This is a genomic window from Corallococcus terminator (assembly GCF_003611635.1).
GTDB lineage: Bacteria > Myxococcota > Myxococcia > Myxococcales > Myxococcaceae > Corallococcus > Corallococcus terminator.
This window is the reverse complement of the sequence record NZ_RAVZ01000242.1, coordinates 1-15,553: the sequence shown is the minus strand read 5'-3', so window position 1 is coordinate 15,553 and position 15,553 is coordinate 1. Positions and strand designations below refer to the sequence as shown.

The following is a 15,553-nucleotide window of genomic DNA, read 5'->3' as shown; positions in this document are numbered from 1 at the left end:
CTCCGTGCCGAAGTTCTCATGCAGGCGCGACAGGTTCAGCTTCAGGAACGCGGGCGGCTCCCACGGCCAGCGCACGCGGTGCTGGAAGAACCCCAGCCCCGCCGCCAGCAACCACCCGCCCGCGACGATGCCGCCCAACAGCAACCACGGCACGCCCAGCGTCCCGATGCACGCCACCGCCGCCGCCGCCACCGAGTCCAGCGCCTGCCCGTACCTCGCGCCCCGGGGCCACTTCGTCGCCGCGCCCGTCAGCAGCGCCAGCGCCGGGGACAGCAACTGCCACCCGCACAGCGCGACGCTCGCCACCACGAAGGCCCGGACGTCCTTCTCAAGCCGCAGGCGCTTCGTCACCGCCAGTGCCAGCGCGAGCGCCGTGGCCAGGATGGCGCCCGCCTGGAGCACGGCCTCCGCCAGCACCAGCCCCACCGCGTAGAGCCCCAGCACCGCGGCGACCGCAGTCCGCCAGCGCCCACCTTCGACCGTCTGAGAATCCGTGCTCATCGTGCGCCCCGGCATCCCGAGGCGGCCGGACCCTACCTCACCCACCGCCGAGCTTCCCCTCCTCCCGGACAGGCCTCGGAATCCGGGGCATCGGCGTCCGGAATCGTGCTGGCGCGCTTGACCCTGGCGACGCGGACGGGCACGCGTTACTCAGGACCTTTTCCCCTGGGCCCGAACCTCCCGCCATGCGCGCCACCCACCGACCGTTCACCACCCTCGCTCTCGCGTTGTGCATGTTCATGGCCGCGCTGGAGATGACCGTCGTCTCCACCGCCATGCCCACGGTGGTCAGCGACCTGGGCGGCATCCAGAGCTACGCGTGGGTCTTCACCGCGTACATGCTGTCGTCCACCATCACCGTTCCCATCTACGGGAAGCTCGCGGACCTCTACGGTCGCAAGCCAGTGCTGCTCTTCGGCACGGGCCTGTTCCTCGTGGGTTCCCTCGCCAGTGGCCTGTCCACGTCGATGAACATGCTCATCGCCTTCCGCATCCTCCAGGGAGTGGGCGCCGGGGCCATGCAGCCCATCGCGCTCACCATCATCGGGGACATCTACACGCTGGAGCAGCGCGCGAAGGTCCAGGGGGCCTTCAGCGCCGTGTGGGGCATCGCCGGGCTCGCGGGGCCTCTCACCGGGGGCCTCATCGTGAAGTACCTCACCTGGCACTGGGTCTTCTTCATCAACATCCCCATCGGCGTGGGCGTCATGGCGCTGCTCATCGTCTTCTTCCAGGAGGAGTTGAAGCGGAAGGTGGCCGCGAAGCTCGACTACGCGGGCGCGGCGCTCCTGTCCGCGGGCGTGGTGGCCCTGTTGTTTGGCGTGCAGGGAACCGGCCGCACGCTGCTCGCCCTGCCCGTCGCCGCCGTGCTGCTCGCGGCGTTCGTGTTCGTGGAGCTGCGCGCTCCCGAGCCCGTCATCCCGATGACCATCTTCAAGATCCCCGCCATCGCCATCTCGTCCATGGCGGGCGCGCTCTTCTCCGCCGCCATGTTCGGAGCGACCACGTACGTGCCGCTGTACGTGCAGGGGGTGCTCGGGGGTTCAGCCACCATGGCGGGCGGGATGATCACCCCGATGATCGTCGGCTGGCCGCTGGCGAGCCTCGTCGCCGGCAAGCTGATGCTTCGCACCGGCTTCCGGCCGCTCATCATTGGCGGGCTGGGCTTGTCCGTGGTGGGCACGGGGCTGATGGCGCTCCTGCTCAAGCCGGGAGCGTCCCTGCTGGTGCCGCAGCTCGCGATGGGGCTGTTCGGCATTGGCATGGGCTTCACGTCCACGGCGCTGCTCATCGCGGTCCAGACGAGCGTGGGCTGGGAGCTGCGCGGCGTGGCCACGGCCAGCAACATGTTTTTCCGCACCATCGGAGGGGCGCTGGGCGTGGGGTTGATGGGCGGCGTGCTGGTGACGCACCTGATGAAGGACCCGAGCGTACCGGTGAGCGCCGCCAACGAATTGCTCGGCCCCGAGCACGGACGCGGCCTGCCTCCCGCCATGCTGGAGACGCTCAGCGGGGCGCTGAGCACCGGCCTCGCCATCAACTTCTGGATCATGTGCGCGGCGACCGTCGCCGCGTTCTCCGCTGGACTGTTCTTCCCCAAGGTGAAGCGCGTCACCACACCGGTGAACATGTCCGACGTCACCGCGACCCACTGAGGCGGGCCGCGCCGGAGCCCGTCGTCACGTCATGCGACTGTCATTGCGCTGACACAGTCCCCGGCCTGAAGGGCAACCCGCGCGACGTTTCGCGTCAGAGGGCATTGCACGACAAGGAACGGCTGGAGTCTGGTCCCCCAAGGATGCGGAAAGCCTTCTTCCGCAGGGGATGACACCGATGCCGGGTCCGCTGAGCGAAGCCGAGCTGGAGAAGATCGACGCCTATTGGCGCGCGGCGAACTACCTCTCCGTCGGGCAGATCTACTTGAAGGACAACCCGCTCCTGGAGCGCCCCCTCACGGTGGAGGACATCAAGCCCCGGCTGCTCGGGCACTTCGGCACCACACCGGGCCTCAACTTCATCTATGTGCACCTGAACCGCATCATCCGGCGGCACCGGGCCAACATGATGTATCTGATTGGCCCCGGCCACGGCGCGCCCGGCATCATCGCCAACACGTTCCTCGAAGGCTCCTACACGGAGCTGTATCCCAACATCGAGCGCAACCGCGACGGCATGAAGCGCCTGTTCCGCCAGTTCTCCTGGCCCTACGGCGTCCCCAGCCACGACGCGCCCGAAGTCCCCGGCTCCATCAGCGAGGGCGGTGAGCTGGGCTACTCCCTGCTCCACGCGTACGGCGCCGTCTTCGACAACCCGGACCTCATCGTCCCCTGCGTCGTCGGCGACGGCGAGGCGGAGACGGGCGCGCTCGCCGCGAGCTGGCATTCCAACAAGTTCATCAATCCCATCACCGACGGCGCCGTGCTGCCCATCCTGCACCTCAACGGGTACAAGATCGCCAACCCCACGGTGCTCGCCCGCATCGACGCGGACGAACTGGAAGCCCTCTTCCGGGGCTACGGCTACCAGCCCTTCTTCCTGGAGGGCAACGACCCGAAGACGATGCACCAGGAGATGGCGGCGCTCCTCGACCTGCTCTACGCCGAAATCCTCCGCATCCAACGCCACGCACGGGAGAACAAGGACTCCACCCGCCCCCGCTGGCCCATGCTCGTGCTGCGCACCCCCAAGGGGTGGACCGGCCCGCATGAGGTGGATGGCAAGCCGGTGGAAGGCACCTGGCGCGCCCATCAGGTGCCCCTGGAGGAGGTGCGCACCAACCCCGCGCACCTGAAAATCCTTGAAGCGTGGCTCCACAGCTACCGGCCCCGCGAGCTCTTCGACGCCCAGGGCACCTTCCGCGAAGAGCTGGCGGACATCGCCCCCAAGGGACGCCTGCGCATGGGCGTCAACGTCCACGCCAACGGCGGCCAGTTGCTCGTGCCGCTCGTGCTGCCGGGCTTCCGCGACTACGCCATCGACCCGGGCGTTCCCGGCTCGAAGGAGGTCAGCGCCACGAAGGTGCTGGGCGGCTACCTGCGGGACGTGATGCGCAACAACCTGGACGCGCGCAACTTCCGCATGTTCGCGCCGGACGAGAACGCCTCCAACCGGCTCCAGGATGTCTACACGGTCAGCGGCAAGGCCTGGGACGCGAAGCAGGAGCCCACGGACGAGAACCTCTCCGCCGACGGACGGGTGATGGAGGTCTTGAGCGAACACCTCTGCCAGGGATGGCTGGAGGGCTACCTGCTCACCGGACGCCACGGCTTCTTCAGTTGCTACGAGGCGTTCATCCACATCATCGATTCGATGTTCAACCAGCACGCCAAGTGGATCAAATCCGCGAAGGAGCTGCCCTGGCGCAAGCCCATCGCGTCGCTGAACTACCTGCTCAGCTCGCACGTGTGGCGGCAGGACCACAACGGGTTCTCCCACCAGGACCCGGGCTTCATCGACCATGTGGCCAACAAGAAGGCGGACACGGTGCGCATCTACCTGCCACCGGACGCGAACACGCTCCTGTCCGTGGCGGACCACTGTCTGCGCTCGAAGAACTACGTGAACCTCATCATCGCGGGCAAGCAGCTTGCGCCCGTGTGGATGGACATGGAGAGCGCCGTGCGCCACTGCTCGGCGGGCATTGGCGCGTGGGACTGGGCTGGCAATGACGACGGCGACCCCGACGTGGTGATGGCCTGCGCGGGCGACGTGCCCACCCTGGAGACGATGGCCGCGGTGACGCTCCTGCGCGCGTGGGCGCCAGAGTTGAAGGTGCGCGTCGTCAACGTGGTGGATGTCTTCACGCTCGCGCCGGTGAGCAGCCACCCGCATGGCCTCAACGAAGAGGACTTCAACCGCCTGTTCACCACGGACAAGCCGGTCATCTTCGCGTTCCACGGCTACCCGACGCTCGTGCACAAGCTCACGTACAACCGGGCCAACCACGCCAACATCCACGTGCACGGCTACAAGGAGGAGGGCACCACGACCACCCCCTTCGACATGACCGTGCTCAACGACATGGACCGCTTCACGCTGGCGCTGGCGGCCATCCGGCACTCGCCCGCCGCACGCCACCGGCGGGACGACGCGGAGCAGCGCTTCTCCGAGGTGCGCCAGCAGCACAAGCTCTACGTGTCGGAGCACGGCGAGGACATGCCGGAGGTCCGCGACTGGAAGTGGACCGCGCGATGAGGGATTCCGGCGCGGTGCTGGTCATCAACAGTGGCTCGTCGTCGCTGAAGTTCGGGCTCTACGTCGAGCACTCGGGCCTGGAGACCGTGCGGTTCAAGGGCAGCGCCAATCACATCGGCGCGGAAACGGGCCGGTTCGTCCTCAAGGATGGCGAGGGCCGGCAGGTGCGCGCCGTGGACGTGCGGCATCCGTCGCAGGAGGACGCCTTCCGCGAGGCCGTGCGACACCTGGAGGAGGCCGGTGGTGGGCAGCCCCGCGCCATCGGGCACCGGGTGGTGCACGGCGGTCCCCGGCTGCGCCAGCACCAGGCCCTCACTCCGGAGGTTTTGAAGACGCTGGAAGACGCCACGCACTTCGCGCCGCTGCACATCCCGTCGGCGCTCGCGCTCATCCGGGCCGCGCAGGCGCGCTACCCCGGCGTGCCGCAGTTCGCGTGCTTCGACACGGCCTTCCACGCCACCCTGCCCCCGGTCGCCTCGACCCTGGCCCTGCCCCGGTCCGTGCGCGACCAGGGCGTGCAGCGGTATGGCTTCCATGGCCTGTCATATGAATCCATCGTCGCGCGGCTGGCCCCCTCGGTACCGGAGCGCACGGTGGTGGCCCACCTGGGCAATGGGGCGAGCCTCGTAGCGCTTGAGAAGGGTCGCTCCGTCGACACGTCGATGGGCTTCACGCCCACGGGGGGCATTCCCATGGGGACCCGCACGGGCGACCTGGATCCGGGCGTGCTCGTGTACCTGCTGCGCACGGGGGGACTGGACGCGGAGGGGCTCGAAGCGATGGTGAACCACGACGCCGGGCTCAAGGGACTGTCGGAGGGGACCAGCGACATGCAGGCGCTCACGCGCGACGCGGCGGCGGGCGACGCGGCGGCGGCGCTCGCGGTGGAGGTCTTCACCCGGAGCATCGCCAAGACGGTGGGGGCCTACGCGGCGGTGCTAGGGGGCCTGGACCTGCTCGTGTTCACGGGGGGCATCGGGGAGAACAGTGCCTCCGTGCGCCAGCGCGTCTGCGCGACGCTGGGACATCTGGGCATCACGCTCGATGCGCGGCGCAATGACGAAGGTGCGGAGGTCATCTCTTCACCGGCGTCCATGTGTCCAGTGCGGGTGCTTCCCAGTGACGAGGAAGGACAGCTCGCCCGGCACACGCGCCGACTCCTTCGCGGTTGAGTCCCTACCAACCGCGCCCTGCTACTTCGCCGCGTTCCGCCTTCGCGGCAGGTGCAGCAAGCCCTCACGGCGCAGCCACAGGGCACCCGCCGCCAGGGTCAACAACGCCGTCGGCATCCAGGCCGCCACGGAGGGCGCCAACCGTTCGGTGAGCACGAGCGTGCGCGACACCACCATCAGGCCCCACATCGCCACGGCGATGAGCAGGCCCTCCACCACGGCCGCCGTCAGGTGCCCCCGCCGGTTCGTGCGCAGCGCGAGCCCCACCGCCAGCAGGGCCGCGGGCAGTCCCGACAGCGCGTAGGCGAACCGGTTGTGCCACGCGAGCTGGAAGCCCCGCGTCGCCAGTCCCACCTCCGCGCGCGCGGCGATCTGATCCCTCAATTCGCCCAGGCGCATCTGCTCCGGCCGGCCCGGACGGATGCGGAACGTCGTCGCGCCCACGCCCAGCTCGTACTCGGCACTCGGCTGCTGCTGGACCGTCGTGCGCCCATCGTCCGTGAAGGTGCGCTCCACCACGTCCGTCATCTCCCAGCGGTTGCCCTCCAGCGAGCGCATCCGCCCCGCATCCACGCGCCGCCGCAGCTTGAACTCCGGCGTCAGCGTGAAGATGGAGACGTTCTCGAAGCCCTCCTGCGCGTCGCCGCCCCGCAGGAAGAAGATGTTGTCGCCCCGCCGGAACCACTGCTTCGGCGTGTAGTAGAGGCGCCAGTCCCCCCACTTGTTGAAGCGCTGCGTGGTGATTTCATCCACGCGCCGGCCCGCCCGAGCGGCCACCGTCTCATCGAAGAGCACCAGCCCCAGACACGCCACCAGCGCGCACAGGCCCACCGGCAGGTAGAGCGCCGCGGGGCCGAAGGTGAGCGCCCGGAGCGCCGTCACCTCGCCCTTCTTGCGCAGCGCCGACACCGTGGTGCCCGCCGCCAGCAAGAGCGCCGCCGGCCCCAACTGCTGCACCGTCACCAGCGCCTTGTAGCCGTAGAGCTTGAGCACGTCCCACACCCAGCCCTCGCCCCCGTAGGCCTTCGCGCGGTCCACGAAGTCCACCACCAGGAACACCGCCACCACGCCCGCCAGGATGCCCAGCGTGTAGCGCACGTACGCGCGCACCACGTAGCCGAACAGCAGGCCCTTCATCGCACCGTTCCCGAGCGCGTCACCCGGTACAGCGCCACCGCGCCCACCACCATGAACAGCACGTTGGCGAGCTGCCCCGCGACGAGCACCGGCATCTGGCCCCTCTGGCCCATCTGCTCGAACGCGCGGCTCATCAGGTAGTAGAGGACGTAGCCCCCCAGCGTCAGCAGGTAGCCCCAGGCGCGGCCCGCCTGCTTGCGGCCGATGGCCAGCGGCGTGGCCAGCAGCGCGAACGCCACCGGCGCCACCGCGTTGCCCAACCGGCTGTGCAGCGCCATCAGGAACGGCCGCGGGTCTTCCTTGCGCTCCTCCGCGTCCTTCGCCGCCGCCAGCAACTCCACCGGCGTCAGCTCCTCCTTGGGCGAACGGAACCGGTTGCGCCGCGACAGCGAACCGCCCAACCCCACGTTGATCTGCGCCTTCTCGAAGGAGACGACGCTCGCGTCGACCGACGAATTGTTGGCGCGGTGCACCTCGCCCTCCTGCAATTCGATGGTCAGCGCCTCGCCCCGCTCCGACGTGCCCACCCGGCCCCGGTGCGCCAGCACCAGCAGCGGCGAGCTGGGGTCCCGGTCGTCGTGCAACAGCACGTTCGTCCACCCGCCCCCGTTGGGCGCCACCTTCTGCGCGTACAGCGTGAGGTCGCTCAGGTCCTCGTAGAAGACGCCGGACTTCACGTCGCCCGCGACGTTCTTCTGGATGACCTCACCCACCAGCTCCTTCACGCCCGTGAGCCCCCAGGGCTCCACCGTGGACGTGAGCAGCACCATGAACGCGCTCAGCGCCAGGCCCACGCCCAGGGGCGCCGCCAGCAGTTGGAGCGGGCTGATGCCCAGCGCCTGGAGCGATGTCAGCTCCCGGTCCTCGCCCAACCGTCCCAGGCCCAGCAGGATGGCCAGGAGGAACGCGATGGGCAGCGCCATCACCAGGAAGTGCGGCGCCAGGTACGCGACGAGCCGGCCCAGGTCGCTCAGCGTCACCGCCGAGCCCAGCAGCACGTCCGTGCCCCGCAGGAACTGCATGACGAACAGCAAGAGGAACATGAACGCCACCCACACACCCAGGGGGACGAGCAGTTCCTTGAGCAGGTAGCGCGCCAGCAGCTTCACGGCCGCGTCCGAAGCCCTCTCACGCCAATGTCGCGGCGGAAGTGCTTGCCTTCGAAGCGCACCATCTCCGCCGACGCCAGGGCCCGCTCGCGCGCCTTGGCCAGGTCCTCGCCGCGCGCGCACACCGTCAGCACGCGCCCGCCCGCCGTCACCAGCGCGCCGTCCTGCTTCGCCACGCCCGCCAGGAACACCGGCGCGTTGAATGGCACCGCCTCCAGGCCTTCGATGCGCTGGCCCTTCTTCGGCGTCTCCGGATAGCCCTCCGCCGCCAACACCACGCCCACCGAATAGCCGGAGTTCTGCGCCAGCGTCCGGGGCTCGAGCGTGCCCCGCGCGCAGGCGTCCAGGAGCGGCAGCACGTCCTCGTCCAACTGCATCATCAGGACCTGCGTCTCCGGGTCCCCGAAGCGCGCGTTGAACTCCAGCACCTTGGGCCCCGAGGCCGTCAGCATCAGCCCCGCGTACAGCACCCCGCGCAGCGGCGTGCCCCGCTTGCGCAGCACGGCCAGCGTGGGCGCGATGACCTGCTCGCCCACCTGGGCCAGTTGTTCGGCGGTGAGGAACGGCGCCGGGCAGTACGCGCCCATGCCGCCGGTGTTCGGGCCCGTGTCGCCTTCGCCCACCCGCTTGTGGTCCTGCGACAGCGGCAGGAGCACGTAGCGCTCGCCGTCGCACAGGGCCATCAGCGACACCTCCTCGCCCTCCAGCAGCTCCTCCAGCACCATCCGCTGGCCAGCCTGTCCCAGCGCCGCCACCGCGCGCACCGCCTCGCGCGCGGCCTGCGCATCCGGCGCGACGATGACGCCCTTGCCCGCCGCCAGCCCGTCCGCCTTCACCACGATGCGGCCCTGCTGGACGGCGTACGCCTCCGCCTGGGCCGCGTCGGTGAAGACGCGGAAGGCCGCGGTGGGCACGCCCGCCTCCGCCATGATCTCCTTGGCGAAGGCCTTGGAGCCTTCGATGCGCGCGGCCGCGGCCACCGGGCCGAAGCACGGGATGTCCACCTGCGCCAGCGCGTCCGCGACGCCCGCGACCAGCGGCGCCTCCGGGCCCACCACCACCAGGTCCACACCCTCGCGGCGCGCCAGCGACACGACGGCCTCCGGCGAGTCCGCCTGCAGGGGCACGTTGGTGCCCCACCGCGCCGTGCCGGGATTGCCCGGGCCACACAAGAGCCGGGAGAGGCGGGGACTCTGGGCCAGCTTCCACGCGAGCGCGTGCTCGCGGCCGCCCGACCCCAGCAACAGGACCTTCACGTCAACCTCGCTTGTCCAGCTTGAACAGCAGCGCCTTCGCCGGGAAGTAGGCGGGATCCAGCCCCACGACCTTCAGCAGCATCGCGCGTGCGACCTCTGGCTGCGCGGCCACTTCCAGCTCCGCCAGGTGGGTCTGCGCCGAAAGCATCGTCGGGGACAACCTCAACACCGAACCCACCGTGCGCTTCGCCAGCTCCACGTCGCCGGCCTCCGCCTGCGCGAGCCCCAGCGACAGGAGCGCCATCGGCAGGCTGCGCTCCAGGGCCACCGCCTTCTCCGCGAGCGGAAGGGCCTGCGCGGACTTCGCGTCCAGCGCGATGAGCGACCGGTAGGCCAGCGCACCGCCGTTGTTCACGCCGGTGTCCACCACCGCGCGGAACAGGCGATCCGCGCCCGGCAGGTCGCCCTGGTAGTAGCGCACGAGTCCTTCGTACAGCACGGGCTGCACATCGTCCGGACGCGAGCTCAGGGCCTGCACCACGCCCTCCACCCCGGCCAGCGTGTCGCCAGGCCGCAGCCAGAAGCGCGTCAGCGCGGGTCGCGGCGCGAGCCGCATCGGATCCCACTTGCGCGCCTCCAGCACGCCGAAGAACAGGCGGAAGGCCTCCTCACGCTGCTTCGTGCTGGCCACCGCCACGCCCGCGAGCAACTGCGAGTCCAGGCGCCGGTCATCCAGCACGCCCGCCTTCAGGAAGTGCTCCTGGGCCGCCACCGCGTTCTGCTCCAGCAGCAGCACCCGGCCCACCAACACCTGCTCCAGCGCGGAGTCCTCCAACCGGCCCTGGAAGCCCTTCAGGTGTCCCCGGGCCTTCGCCGCGTCCTTGCGCGCGAGCGCCACCAGGAACAACTGCAGGTGGGCCTCCGGAAGGTCCTTCATCACCTTCAGGGCCTCGTCCGCGGCCTTCACCGCGCCGTCGGCGTTGCCCGCGGTGCGCTCCGCCGCCGCCAGGTGTCCCCAGATTTCGGAGGCCTCCCGAGGCCCGTAGCGCGACACGTTCTTCGCCAGGGCCCGCAGCTCGCGCACCGCCAGGCGCGCATCGTCTTCCGCCTGGTAGCGCAGCACGGCCAGCGCGATGGACGCACGCACGTCCCCCGCGTTCGCCTTCACGCGGTCCTCGTACAGCTTGCGGGCGCGGCCCGTCTCCCCGACCTCCACGTAGATGCGGGCGGACGCCTCCAGGCTGTCCCAGTCCTGCGGATCCAGCTCCAGCCGGCGGCCCAGCATCTTGAGCGCCAGCCCGTACTGACCGGCCTGCTCGTGGGCGAGCGCGCTGTAGTAGTCCACGCGCTTGAGGCCCGGCGCCAACTGGCGGGCTTCGTCGAACGCCTTGTTCGCCAGCTCGCGCGACGTGGCCACCTGGGCACGGCCCAGCACCAGGTGCGCCTCCGCCTTGTGCGCATCGAGCGCCGTGGGCTGGGCCAGCACCGCCTTCGCGAGGATGGAGGCCTCTTCCAGATTGCCCGCCACGCGAGAGCGGGACAGCAGCAGGTTCGCGTGCGCGACGAGCAGCGCGGGCGTCCTGCCCGCCATGTCCTCGGCGGCCCGGATGAGGCCACGCGCCTCCTCGAAGGTGGCGTCGTCCATGCCGGGACCGCGTCCGAGCGCCAGCGCCTGCACGTAGCCGGCGATGGCGTCGGTGCTGCGCGGGTCCAGGAGCAGCGCCTGTTGGAAGGACTCCTCGGCCTCCGCGTACGCGACGCGCTGGTCCTTCGCGAGCTGTTGCTGTCCCGCCGCGAGGTGATCCTGGCTGGTGCCCATCAACTCCAGGAACTGGAGCTTCCAGTTGCTCACCGCCGCCATCACCGCAGGGGGGATGGTGGTCGGAGCGGCCGGAAGGGCGGCCCGGGCGGCCTTCTCCTGCCAGGGCTTGTAGAGCAGGAAGTATCCAGCCGCGGCGCCGCCTCCCAGGAGCACCACCACGAGCAGGCCCGCGGCCAGGGAGCGCGACCCGCCTCCGGCCCCCGTGCGCTGGGCGGTCCGCACCGGGGCGGCCGTGATGTGCGAGGTCCGCGCGGGCTTCACCGAGCTGATGCGGGCATCCGGCGACAGCGCCGTGGCGCCCGCGAGGCGCAGGTCCTCCCCCGACGCCTGCGAGCCGCCCGCGAGGTCCAGGTCTCCCCCCGACGACGCCTTGGAGGGGTCCAGGTTGCTCATCATCGGCAGCTCGAGGTCGCCCCCGGAGGACGTGTCGAGCGCCTGGGGCGCCACCACCACCGAGGCCTCGGAGGACCCCATCGGGTCACGCTGCCGGCAGTCGTCACAGACGCCCAGGGCCTGGTCGAACGGGTCCGCCAGCACCTTGCCGCACGAGCGGCAGTTCGCGTGCGTCTCCGCCTTCGCGGGCGCGGCGGCCGGCGCGCGCGCGGACATGCGCCCCAGCGACACGCCCCCGGCAGAGGACGCGCTCGCAGCTACCGGGGAAGCCCCATCCCGCCCGAGGTCACTCGGCGGAGGGCCCAGGAAGTCGAGCAGCGGGTCCGCCGGCAGCGCGAGCGAAGGCGCGGGCCCGGCGGGCGGCGGCGGAGCAGGCTTCGCGGCCGGCTCCTTGCGCGCGGGCGGCGGCGCGGACTTCGCGGCCGGCTCGCTCCGGGAGGGCGAGGACGCCTGAGGCCCCAGGTCCGCGAACGGATCCGCGTCCCTGGGAGGCCCGAGCTCCGGCATGGAGCCCAGGTCGCCGAAGAGGTCCGAGGCCTCCGGGGCCTTCGCGGCGGCCGGATTGCTTCGGGGCTCCCGTGCGACGGGGGGCGCCGGTGCGGCCGGAGGACGCTTCGGCTCGGGAGCGGCGGGAGCCGCGCCTTCAGGAGGGGACGCCGTCACCGACGCGGCAGACGCCTCCCGCTTCACGAGCTGGAGGTGCCGGCAACGGGGACACTGCGCGCGGACGCCCTTGGCCGTGATCAACCGATCGTCGATCGCGTAGGCCGCCGCGCATTTCTGACAGACGATGCGCATGAAGTTAGTGCCGGAAGTGTCGCACTCCCGTTACCACCATGGCCATCCCATGTTCGTCGGCGGCTGCAATCACCTCCGCGTCACGAACGGACCCACCCGGCTGGATGACCGCCGTCGCCCCTGCCCGGGCCGCCTCGTCCAGCCCGTCCCGGAAGGGGAAGAAGGCATCCGAAGCCACCGCGCTGCCCTTGAGGGCCTCGCCGCCCCGCGTCATCGCGATGCGGACCGAATCCACCCGGTTCGTCTGCCCGCCGCCCTGGGCGAGCAACTGGTGCCCGGCCGCGAACACGATGGCGTTGCTCTTCACGTGCTTGCACACCTTCCAGGCGAAGCGCAGGGCCTGCTCCTCCTCTGGCGTGGGGGCGCGCTTGGAGACGACCTTCCACTCCAGGGGCGGCTCCACCGCGTCCCGGTCCATCAGCAGCATGCCGCCCGACACGCTCCGGGCGTCCACCTGGGGACGCGGTCGGGCGCCAGGCGACGCCAGCTCCGGGCCGGCCTCCAGCAGGCGCAGGTTCTTCTTGGTCGCGAGCACCTGGAGCGCCGCCGCCGAATACGAAGGCGCGATGACCGCCTCCAGGAAGGTCTCCGCCATGGCCCTGGCCACGGCCTCGTCCACCTCGCGGTTGAAGGCCACGATGCCGCCGAAGGCGGACGTCTCATCCACCGCGCGGGCGGTGCGGTAGGCCTTCTCCAGCACGTCGTCCACCGCCACGCCGCACGGGGTGTTGTGCTTGATGACCACCGCGCAGGGCTTCTCCGGGAACTCCAGGACCAGCCCCAGGGCCGCGTCCAGGTCCAGGATGTTGTTGTACGAGAGCTCCTTGCCCTGGAGCACCTTCGCGAACGCCACCGACGGCTCCTTCGGCGTCTGGAACTCGCGGTAGAAGGCGCCGCGCTGGTGCGGGTTCTCCCCGTAGCGCAGCCCCTGCACCTTCTGGAACGCCAGGGACAGCTCCTGGGGGAACGGCTCCTGGGCCTCGCCCGCCAGCCACCCGGAGATGGACGCGTCGTAGGCCGCCGTGTGCGCGAACGCCTTGCGCATCAGCCGCCGGCGCGTCTCCTCACCCACCGCCTTGTGGCCTTCAATCTCCGCGAGCACCGGCGCGTAGTCGTCCGGGTCCACCACCACGGCCACGTGCTTGAAGTTCTTCGCCGACGCGCGGACCATCGCCGGCCCGCCGATGTCGATGTTCTCGATGATGTCGTCCTCCGCCGCGCCCGACGCCACCGTCTTGCGGAACGGGTAGAGGTTCACCACCACCAGTGAGATGGGCTCGATGCGGTGGGCCGCCATCTCCGCCCTGTCGCTTTCCAGGTCGGGGCGGCCGAGGATGCCGCCGTGGATGCGGGGGTGGAGCGTCTTCACGCGGCCGCCAAGGATTTCGGGGCTCTGCGTGTGCTCGGACACCTGGGTGGCGGGGATGCTGGCGGCCTTCAGGGCCTCCAGGGTGCCGCCGGTGGACAGCAGTTGGTAGCCCAGCCGGACGAGGCCCTGGGCAAAGGGAACCAGACCGCGCTTGTCGGAAACGCTCAGGAGAGCCAGCACGTGTGCGCCTCGGGATGCGGTGGGGGGTGGCGCGGGTCCTAGCAACCACCCCCTGGGGTGTCAACGCAACACGTCACCCCAGAGACGACACGACACACAGGCCCGACTTCAGGGCTTGCGAGCAGACACGGGCGGCTCTTCGTCCACGGCTTCACGCAGCTTCATCAGGCCGCGCGTCTCCACCTGACGGATGCGCTCGCGGGTGAGGTTCATGATTTCCCCCACCTCCTCGAGCGTGATGCCACCCTTCTCCGCCACGTCCAGGGCGCAGGTGTGCTCCAGCTCGGTGATTTCCTTGTCCGGGAAGTTGAGCTTGATGGAGCCCGTCTCCGGGTTCACGTCCAGGTACAGGTTGTGCTTGCAGGACACGAAGAGACACGGCCGGGGGCCGTTGATGCAGTCCGCGCGCGTGCGGGGCCGCTGCTCGTCCACGAGCTTGAGGGTCTCCGCCTCCTCCGGGTCCAACTGGCCGGCGAGCCTGCGACGGCGCAGGTCGCGCGCCATCTCCTTGCGCGACATGGTCTTGGAGCGCCGTCGTTCCGCTGGCAGCTCCTCCTCGCCTCCTCCCCCCTCGCCCTCCTGCAGCTGCTTCACTTCCGACATGATTCCTCCAGATGTGTGGAGTCTACCCGGTTCAACAGGACCCTGGGGGGCATCCTATTGCGACCGGAGCGTTTCGTCTTCGCGCGCCGTGACGGCGCTGCCCAGGCGGGCGACATCCCGGACCAGATCCTGCGCCCGTTGCCGGAGCGTTGCCAACTGGGCTTCGAGTGACCTCCTGCGTTCTCCTCCTGGAGGCCGTCCTCCCAGCTCCTCCTGGAACCCGTCCAGCACCTCCGCCAGGTCCCGCTGGAGCTGGTCGATGTGGTTGCGGTGGAACACGAAGGAGCGACGGATGTCCTCCAGGGTGTGTCCCTCGGCCATCATCTTCTTGATGACATTGATGCGGCGGACCGCTTCCACCGGGTAGAGCCCCAGGCTGCCCTGGTGCTTCCCCTTGCGGCCCACGCGGCGGCTGCGAGGCAGGAGCCCTGCCTGGACGTACTTCCGGAACGTCGCCTCCGAGAGCCTCACGCCCCGGGGCCGGAAGATTTCCAAAATCGCGTTCGCGGGCAGACCCCCGGCGTTTTCGCGCTCGATCCGTTCGAGCTCCTCGGGCGCCAGCAGGTCCATCGATTCCATTGAATAGAGGCTACTGAATGGACCGCATAGGTGCCAGATTCGCGCGTCATTCGTCAAGAACGACGAGCAGGCGTGCGGGCGGACGTCGTCTGTCCGACGCCCGGTCCGGAGGCTGAACACACGGGGGGTGATGGATTGGGGCGAAGAACGGCGGCCGGCTGCCTCGACCCCCACCGGTCAGGCAGGGGGAGACGGTCGGGTCAGCGGCCCTTCGGGGCGCGGAACTCCTGCGCCACGGTGCCGTTGGCGGGGACGATGACGGTGTACGTCCTGCCGCCCATGGGGTGCTGGAAGGTCAGCTTGTAGGTGCCGGGCGCCACCTTGTAGGACGCGCGGCCCTGCACATCTCCCAGCCGCTTGGAGCCCAGGTAGACCGTCGCGTACGGATTGGCGCTGACCTGGAGCGTTCCCAGGGCCTTGGCCGGGTCCTCCGTGGGCGGAGCCGGGGCGGCGGTGGTGGTTGCGGGGGTCGCCGAGCCAGCGGGGACGCTCTTCACCGG

10 protein-coding genes and 2 pseudogenes are annotated in these 15,553 nt (G+C 70.2%); 3 read left to right on the top strand and 9 right to left on the bottom strand.

The window, feature by feature from the left end:
- Window positions 1–501, bottom strand: a pseudogene (locus D7V88_RS28575) (O-antigen ligase domain-containing protein); the annotation flags it as partial.
- Between the two features lie 185 nt (window positions 502–686).
- Here D7V88_RS28575 and D7V88_RS28570 point away from each other — a divergent pair.
- The 3 genes from D7V88_RS28570 to D7V88_RS28560 all read left to right on the top strand — a co-directional run bounded on the left by D7V88_RS28570 (window position 687) and on the right by D7V88_RS28560 (window position 5,867).
- The gene (locus tag D7V88_RS28570; protein ID WP_120543791.1) at window positions 687–2,156 is read left to right on the top strand and encodes an MDR family MFS transporter; all 1,470 of its coding nucleotides are present in this window, start codon (window positions 687–689) and stop codon (window positions 2,154–2,156) included.
- A 178-nt stretch (window positions 2,157–2,334) separates the two neighbouring features.
- Window positions 2,335–4,695, top strand: coding sequence for a phosphoketolase family protein (locus D7V88_RS28565; protein ID WP_120543790.1), 2,361 nt, complete (start codon window positions 2,335–2,337; stop codon window positions 4,693–4,695).
- Complete coding sequence (locus D7V88_RS28560; RefSeq protein ID WP_120543792.1) at window positions 4,692–5,867, top strand: acetate/propionate family kinase; 1,176 nt, start codon at window positions 4,692–4,694, stop codon at window positions 5,865–5,867. The genes D7V88_RS28565 and D7V88_RS28560 overlap by 4 nt, the downstream gene beginning before the upstream one ends.
- Window positions 5,868–5,888: 21 nt before the next feature.
- Here D7V88_RS28560 and D7V88_RS28555 read toward each other — a convergent pair whose 3' ends face one another.
- The 8 genes and pseudogenes from D7V88_RS28555 to D7V88_RS43155 all read right to left on the bottom strand — a co-directional run.
- On the bottom strand, window positions 5,889–7,004 hold the full coding sequence (locus D7V88_RS28555) for an LptF/LptG family permease (RefSeq protein WP_120543789.1): 1,116 nt from the start codon (window positions 7,002–7,004) through the stop codon (window positions 5,889–5,891).
- The gene (locus D7V88_RS28550) at window positions 7,001–8,113 is read right to left on the bottom strand and encodes an LptF/LptG family permease (RefSeq protein ID WP_120543788.1); all 1,113 of its coding nucleotides are present in this window, start codon (window positions 8,111–8,113) and stop codon (window positions 7,001–7,003) included. Before D7V88_RS28550 ends, D7V88_RS28555 begins: the two co-directional genes overlap by 4 nt.
- Complete coding sequence (purD, locus tag D7V88_RS28545) at window positions 8,110–9,369, bottom strand: phosphoribosylamine--glycine ligase (RefSeq protein ID WP_120543787.1); 1,260 nt, start codon at window positions 9,367–9,369, stop codon at window positions 8,110–8,112. The genes D7V88_RS28550 and purD overlap by 4 nt, the downstream gene beginning before the upstream one ends.
- A gap of 1 nt (window position 9,370) precedes the next feature.
- On the bottom strand, window positions 9,371–12,322 hold the full coding sequence (locus D7V88_RS45250; protein WP_120543786.1) for a zinc-ribbon domain-containing protein: 2,952 nt from the start codon (window positions 12,320–12,322) through the stop codon (window positions 9,371–9,373).
- Between the two features lie 4 nt (window positions 12,323–12,326).
- Window positions 12,327–13,871 (bottom strand): bifunctional phosphoribosylaminoimidazolecarboxamide formyltransferase/IMP cyclohydrolase, encoded by a 1,545-nt coding sequence (purH, locus tag D7V88_RS28535; RefSeq protein ID WP_120543785.1) that lies wholly within the window; start codon window positions 13,869–13,871, stop codon window positions 12,327–12,329.
- 108 nt (window positions 13,872–13,979) lie between these two features.
- Window positions 13,980–14,474: a sigma factor-like helix-turn-helix DNA-binding protein gene (locus D7V88_RS28530; protein WP_120537888.1), complete on the bottom strand. Its 495-nt coding sequence runs from the start codon at window positions 14,472–14,474 to the stop codon at window positions 13,980–13,982.
- 54 nt (window positions 14,475–14,528) lie between these two features.
- On the bottom strand, window positions 14,529–15,053 hold the full coding sequence (locus tag D7V88_RS28525; protein ID WP_120543784.1) for a MerR family transcriptional regulator: 525 nt from the start codon (window positions 15,051–15,053) through the stop codon (window positions 14,529–14,531).
- Between the two features lie 200 nt (window positions 15,054–15,253).
- Window positions 15,254–15,553, bottom strand: a pseudogene (locus D7V88_RS43155) (serine/threonine protein kinase); the annotation flags it as partial.

Excerpts from the sequence above, each read along its gene's own strand:
- D7V88_RS45250 (WP_120543786.1), bottom strand. The coding sequence starts at position 12,322 with ATGCGCATCGTCTGTCAGAAATGCGCGGCGGCCTACGCGATCGACGAT.
- D7V88_RS28525 (WP_120543784.1), bottom strand. The coding sequence starts at position 15,053 with ATGGAATCGATGGACCTGCTGGCGCCCGAGGAGCTCGAACGGATCGAG.
- D7V88_RS28560 (WP_120543792.1), top strand. The coding sequence starts at position 4,692 with ATGAGGGATTCCGGCGCGGTGCTGGTCATCAACAGTGGCTCGTCGTCG.
- D7V88_RS28565 (WP_120543790.1), top strand. The coding sequence starts at position 2,335 with ATGCCGGGTCCGCTGAGCGAAGCCGAGCTGGAGAAGATCGACGCCTAT.
- D7V88_RS28555 (WP_120543789.1), bottom strand. The coding sequence starts at position 7,004 with ATGAAGGGCCTGCTGTTCGGCTACGTGGTGCGCGCGTACGTGCGCTAC.
- D7V88_RS28530 (WP_120537888.1), bottom strand. The coding sequence starts at position 14,474 with ATGTCGGAAGTGAAGCAGCTGCAGGAGGGCGAGGGGGGAGGAGGCGAG.
- D7V88_RS28570 (WP_120543791.1), top strand. The coding sequence starts at position 687 with ATGCGCGCCACCCACCGACCGTTCACCACCCTCGCTCTCGCGTTGTGC.